The 5,303-nt window shown below is 51.7% G+C and carries 5 protein-coding genes, 1 rRNA gene and 1 pseudogene; 2 read left to right on the forward strand and 5 right to left on the reverse strand.

The genetic code is table 11. From position 1 onward, the window contains the following. Positions 1-112: 112 nt before the first annotated feature. From CE153_RS08915 to CE153_RS08725, 3 genes and pseudogenes are all read right to left on the reverse strand, one after another. The gene (locus CE153_RS08915) at positions 113-733 is read right to left on the reverse strand and encodes a hypothetical protein (RefSeq protein WP_180753473.1); all 621 of its coding nucleotides are present in this window, start codon (positions 731-733) and stop codon (positions 113-115) included. A 213-nt stretch (positions 734-946) separates the two neighbouring features. Further along, positions 947-1,786 (reverse strand): annotated as a pseudogene (locus tag CE153_RS09125) (protein-ADP-ribose hydrolase). A 143-nt stretch (positions 1,787-1,929) separates the two neighbouring features. After that, positions 1,930-2,121, reverse strand: coding sequence for a hypothetical protein (locus CE153_RS08725; RefSeq protein WP_099595900.1), 192 nt, complete (start codon positions 2,119-2,121; stop codon positions 1,930-1,932). Positions 2,122-2,288: 167 nt separating this feature from the next. On the opposite strand from CE153_RS08725, the gene CE153_RS08730 reads away from it, so the two are divergent. After that, positions 2,289-2,711 carry a glycerophosphodiester phosphodiesterase gene (locus CE153_RS08730; protein WP_099595901.1) on the forward strand — a complete coding sequence of 141 codons (423 nt, stop codon included), beginning with the start codon at positions 2,289-2,291 and terminating at the stop codon, positions 2,709-2,711. A 168-nt stretch (positions 2,712-2,879) separates the two neighbouring features. Here CE153_RS08730 and CE153_RS08735 read toward each other — a convergent pair whose 3' ends face one another. Continuing rightward, complete coding sequence (locus CE153_RS08735; protein ID WP_099595902.1) at positions 2,880-3,323, reverse strand: PH domain-containing protein; 444 nt, start codon at positions 3,321-3,323, stop codon at positions 2,880-2,882. Positions 3,324-3,654: 331 nt separating this feature from the next. Between CE153_RS08735 and CE153_RS08740 the strand changes: the two genes are divergently transcribed. Then, on the forward strand, positions 3,655-4,962 hold the full coding sequence (locus CE153_RS08740; RefSeq protein ID WP_099595903.1) for a DUF6880 family protein: 1,308 nt from the start codon (positions 3,655-3,657) through the stop codon (positions 4,960-4,962). 188 nt (positions 4,963-5,150) lie between these two features. Here CE153_RS08740 and rrf read toward each other — a convergent pair. Further along, positions 5,151-5,268 (reverse strand): 5S ribosomal RNA (gene rrf, locus CE153_RS08745). Positions 5,269-5,303 lie beyond the last annotated feature (35 nt).

A 5,303-nucleotide genomic window follows, 5' to 3' on the forward strand; every position in this document is an offset into this window, starting at 1 on the left:
CGGTTTCCCAAAAGGCAGCACAGCACATCGTCGATGTCCGCATTCAGGCAGATCGAACGGTGCGCGATCGCAGCGGGAACCGCCGCTTCGCCGTAATTCACGCATGCGTATGTCACATTCGCGTATTTCGCTGCCAGAACGGGATTTTGATAATTCCGGGAGTATTCATCCCCACACCCAATTCCAGCAACAGCACACGATTGGTACCACTAGTTTTAGTTTCACTATGTGAAACTGATTTACTCAGAGAATCAGAATCGTTTCCTTCTGGATGGTCATTTTCTTTCTCAGAAAAAGGAAATATCGCATCACTATCTTCCGAAAAAATCGCACGCATATATCTATCGAATTGACTGGCGGCCTCATGCCAACCCTCATCTTCCACAAAAGTGGCGTCGGCACGCAGATTCATGCTCATTGGACTCCCGCACTTCAGGCAATTCGGTACCAATTCCGCCGGCACGCGCATGTCATTCTGTTCGTCCACCATGCGACGCACCATTGCCTCATTGTCGTACGTGGCATTGTGGCACGGCAATGAGCACTGCCATAATCCATAATCGCCTTGCGTGTAAAACAGTCGCTCATGGTTGAATCCGGCCCTCTGAAAGCAATGGTCCACATTGGTGGTTAGCACGAAATAATCCTTGTTTGCAAGTAATTGCAGCAAGCGTTCATACGTTGGTTTCGCGGGCGGCACATAACGGTTGAATAAATATGCCGACCCCACCATGCCCAATATTCTTCGAAGTTCTCAAACGGGTAGAAACCACCGGGATACATGTCTTCGATGCCGTATTGGGCAGCAAAGTCACCGAATAGCTGCTGGAAACGTTTGCCGCCATACGTATATCCGGCTGCGGTGGAGAGTCCTGATCCAGCTCCGACCATCACATGATCGGCTTCGTCAAGCGCTTTCGAAAGTTGAATGAGTTGATTCGATTGATCAGATTGATTGCGCATATCGTTCGACGATTTTCTTGTAAATTTCCGCATCCCGTTCGTTAAAAACATCAAAAATAACTTTCTTTACGCTGGTTTCATGGTTGTTTAGGAAGTCGTAGACAGTGCGCACTGCGATATTGGCCGCTTCTTCGATTGGAAAACGGAATACGCCCGTGGAAATCGAGCAGAACGCCAATGTTTCCAAACTATGTTCCGTAGCGACTTCCAAACATGAGAGATAGCAGGATTCCAATTGGCTGCGATCCTGTTCAGTCGGTATGGGATCGGCCGTCTATATGGCAGGTCCGACGGTGTGCAGCACGTATCGGCTTGGCAATTCGTAACCCGGCGTGATCGTCACCGCGCCAATTGGCTCCGGCCGCCCTTTGCTTCGCATAATGCGCGCGCATTCCAATCGCAATCGCATACCTGCGACCGTATGGATCGCATTGTCGATGCAATGATGGTTCGGCACACAACAGCCGGTCATGCCCGAATTCGCCGCGTTCACGATCGCATCGCATTGCAATGTGGTGATGTCGCCTTGCCATACCGCAATTCCGGAATTACGCTCCCCCAGCCTTGGCGCAATGAGTTGAACGGAAATTCCCGCTGAATCGGTAACGTTGATCTCTCGCAATCGTTCTTGAAGATACGCGCTTTCCACGCTCAGGAAGGTTTCGTCAATCGGTTCGGGTTCTCGCACATTCACCAACGCGCGCGGCAGATCGCATTGTTCCCGTTCACCGGCAGGTATTTCGCATTGTTCAGACTGTACGTCAATTCCTCGTTCCGCCAGCAAATAGCGGATCATCCATATTCTGCGTTCTTTTTGGCCCATCGTCACGCTCACTTCCACACATTCATCGTTTCATCACCCTAGACGATTTGCCCCGCTTGCGGAAGACGGCACTTTATTGTGCGTTAGGCACCTTGAGGAAACCGACAGAACAATCCCCTTTTTTTACATACGGAATATGGCTTTCATTCATGGAAACCATCTCCACAGAGATATGTGAATGTTCGTTTGAACAGAAAAATAACAGGATTGTGCAGAACAAAAAGAACACGCTCAATGTTACTTTTTGCGATGTATTTTTCAGAGCCTACAATCATTGCAATGCCAACGATTTCCAGCATTTCAAGTTGCAAAAAGCCTATTTTCTGCGATTTCATAGCCAAAAATGCATGCTATCGTTAGTCACGGATACAGCAAGCATCCATCAACAACATGAAACAGACTTCAAGAAATGATGTTCGTTTGCTTATCTAAACGAACATTAAATCGAACACCAACAATGTTCATAACGTGATGTGAACACATCGCAGGAAAGGAACTCATCATGGCAGATGAAAAGACCGTCATCACCGTTGATCTGAACATGTTCGGCCAGGACGCAGCCGCCAAGACCGCAGCCGCCAACAAGGTGGCCAAGAGCCTTGGCATCAGCGACGAGACACTCGCCCAGGTCGAAGACTTCAAGGCCGCCCTCACCTCTCACAACGCATGGGGTCTGCCGTTCATGGGCTATGTGAACGAAGACGGCTACGGCTACGCCTACGTGCCAGATGCGGCCATCACCATGAACCCGTATTGGGATGCGCATAAGGAATTCATGAATCTGCCGGAAGACGTGCAGACGGCCTTCGCCATCCGCATGCTCTTCACCCACCGTCCTGTCGACCGCTACGGCGCCGACATGTTCCTGCACTACCACCGCGGTTTCGAGGTCAACTTCGTCGGCAGCGGCGCCAACAAGTACTGACCAACCCATAGGTCGTTGCATGACCACCCTATCGGCCATATAACGATTCCCATACCGCCGCGGCGGTACTCTCCAGAAAACAAAAGGCGTTTGGTCTGGGCTGGTGTTTCCAGCTCAGACCAAACGCCTTTTCATGTGCGTTACAACGAAGCTCCTACACGCCGGAAACTACCTCGCATCTCCGAAATCGCCCATATCAGGCGCTTCGAATCCCATACCCGTCCCTTCAGGTCCTGGACCGCCCGGGCCGCCAAGAAATTCACGTGCGGACATGCCATTCTCCTTACGGGATGCGTCCACGGCCTCCTGCATCACCCGACGAACCTCAAAACCACGCACCACGTTCTTCAGCACCACGACGCCGTTGCCGGAAGACTGATCGCGCGTATCAAGCACCAGCGTGCTCAGGCCGAACAGTCGCTGCAGGAAAGTGCGTTCCACACTAATATCCACAATGCGAAACAGTTTGATGAGATTGAATTTCTCGTTAAGAATGCCGGTTTTGATGCTCATCTCCTGATCGGTGAGCGTGTACACGGTAAACGTGAACGGCGTACGACACCAATTACGCTTGCGCTGACTCCACAGAGCATTACCGCTTGCGACCTTCATATCATTCCCTTTTTCTTCGATGGAAAGCCGCCCTGTTGCGGCAACACTGCCATTCTACCGGGCGCTGCCGTACGGCCATGCCGCTCATTCCAAATCATGTTTCACACATCGTTTCACACAGTATTTCGGCATATTCTTTTCGCTCAAACAAAAAAGAAATGCAACAGCATTCAAGCGACTATTCAAAATCATCGGCTTTTCGCCGTGAAAAGAGCAAAAAACATGCGCAACAACGGCAGCATGATATAGGCTGAATAAGGATATGTCTTGTTCCGCGAAGCGTCATCGCCAACACGGCACATGCAATCCACGTTTTGAGGAAAGGCATGCAATGAGCAACGAACACGGTAAGATCAATCGTCTGCAGGAAGTCGAAGATCTCACCGAGTACATCAACAATGGTTGGCTGCATTCCGGCGAATTCGACGGTCCCACGTTCCTATGGAACCATATGATCCGTGAAGCTAGTCAAGAAGACGCCGAAAACCGCAATAATGTGCCCGTAGCACAGCTTTCCGACGCGGACATGGTAATCAGCATGCCCATGCAGTGGTATTTCGATTCCATCGCCGCCATGGTGCCCACAGCCGAACGCACCGATACCGGTGTGGAAATTCCAAGAATTGACATGCCAACGTTCCATCTTGATTCGCAGGCGCTTTCCGGCGTGGACGCGGTGGTCGGCAATGCCATCGTAAGCACACGCTGGCTGGATGCTGTCGGCAATCTCGCCAAGGCCGTGGAAATGACGGCTCGTTTCGTTGGCAATGTGGCCGACCGTGATAATGAGGGTTTCGACTATTTGAAGGATCTGATTCAGACCGTGCGTGTGTACATGGATGCGGTGGCATGCAATGCAGATCCCATGACCGGCGAGCAGGCGCTGAATATCATCACGCAAGTGGCTTGCAATGAGGATTTTCGACTCAACGCCATGCAAATGGTTGAACTACTCTCGTGCGGATTATCGTTCGCTCAGTGGGATGATACGCGCATGTTCGCTTACGACGCGTTGAATAAGGGCATTGCCACGATGAGTGATTTCGCCTCGTCTGCTTTGACGTTGTCAAACTCGGCCGATGATTCTGACAGCCGCGACATGCAAACTGATTCGCAGTCTGTTGCGCAAGTGAAAAACGATTCGAGTTTGTTTGAAGATGCGGATGCTTTGTCTGCCGAAGATTTGAATAATCTTGCGATGCTTGATCCTGCTTTGCTTTCGGAAAAGGAGATTGCGCAGGCCGCGCAGAATCAGTTCGATCATGCCGTGCAGTTTTTGCGGCATGACTTGCTGCGAATTAGTGGTGATGTTGATGAGGCTGATCGTTTCCTGCGTGACAACCATACTTCCGAACCGCTCGCCGATGCGTATGCGGCACGTCTGATTGCTGCCGAGCGTTGGCAGGATCTGCTCAATTTTGTCGATCTGGTATTGCGAGACAAACCTAATCAGGTCACGATGATGTTCCCCGAAGAGGTAGTGCCCTACGAGTGGGAGACGATTCGAGAGGCCGCTTTGGAAGCACTAGGACGCCGCAACGAATTGATAGCGATGTATCAGGGACGTTTAGATGACACATATGACCCCAACACCGCACTCAATCATCTGAAATTGCATGCTTGGTTGGATAAGCAGTAGTCCGGATTCTTCCAGCGGGTGGTGGAAAACGCCCGCCAGCTAGCCTCCCCGCGTCCCGTTCCGTCCACCCGGTGGAGGAATCCTCCCGCCGGGAAGGCCCGTAAACCCGCAGACCAAAACGCGAGCGGATAAAAAAAAAAACGGGGGTTCCCGGAGCGTGACGCTCGACGGGAACCCCCTCAAGTAGAATGCGGCGGCGCGCTACTCTCCCACACCCTCTCGAGTGCAGTACCATCGCCGCAGCCAGGCCTTAGCTTCCGGGTTCGGAAAGGGACCGGGCGTCTCACCTGGGCCATGACCACCGCAAAACCAATACAACGGCCAACCACAAGGATCGGCCG

The sequence above is a fragment of the Bifidobacterium sp. N4G05 genome (genome assembly GCF_002742445.1).
GTDB classification, from domain to species: Bacteria; Actinomycetota; Actinomycetes; order Actinomycetales; family Bifidobacteriaceae; genus Bifidobacterium; species Bifidobacterium hominis.